At 70.2% G+C, this 543-nt stretch carries 1 pseudogene; it reads right to left on the reverse strand.

Annotated elements, in window-relative coordinates:
• Window positions 1-67: 67 nt before the first annotated feature.
• Window positions 68-543 (reverse strand): annotated as a pseudogene (locus G3I71_RS46270) (hypothetical protein); the annotation flags it as partial.

A 543-nucleotide genomic window follows, 5' to 3' on the forward strand; every position in this document is an offset into this window, starting at 1 on the left:
CGGGGAAGTTGGCTTCGGGGGTGTAGCCGAAGTGGCGGCGGATTCGCTCCATCGGGCGGGCTTCTGTTCAAGGGCGGGTCGGGTCCAGGAGAGGGCGAGGCGCCGTCGTCGGTGCGGCGGACGAGGTGGCCGTGCAGGTGTTCTTCGCGTGTCCAAAACGGATCCCGGCGACGCGGTCGCCGTCGGCGACGTCGGAGCCGTCGCCCCGGCGCCACAGCGGTAGGATCTCCTCGCCGAAGGCCCGGCGTACGAGGAGCAGGTCGCCCAGGCCGCCGCCGCTGTCCAGGCCGAGGTCGGCGGTGCGCTTGGCGCCGAGGCGCTCCAGGTAGGGCAGAAGTCGGCAGAGACCGTCGGAGAAGACGACCTCGGGGAAGCCCTCCGCCTTGAGGGTCCAGTATGAGTCGACCATGTCCTGGCGCTGCTTGATGACAGTGGCCTCGGGCACCGTGCGGTTGGCGGGCCGCGGATTCTGTCGCTCGATGCAGACGCTGCCGGGTGTGGAGACCAAGACCGCGATGGGCAGCATGTCGTGCCGCTTGCCAG

Origin of the sequence: Streptomyces sp. SID12501 (assembly GCF_010550245.1) — a bacterium.
GTDB lineage: Bacteria > Actinomycetota > Actinomycetes > Streptomycetales > Streptomycetaceae > Streptomyces.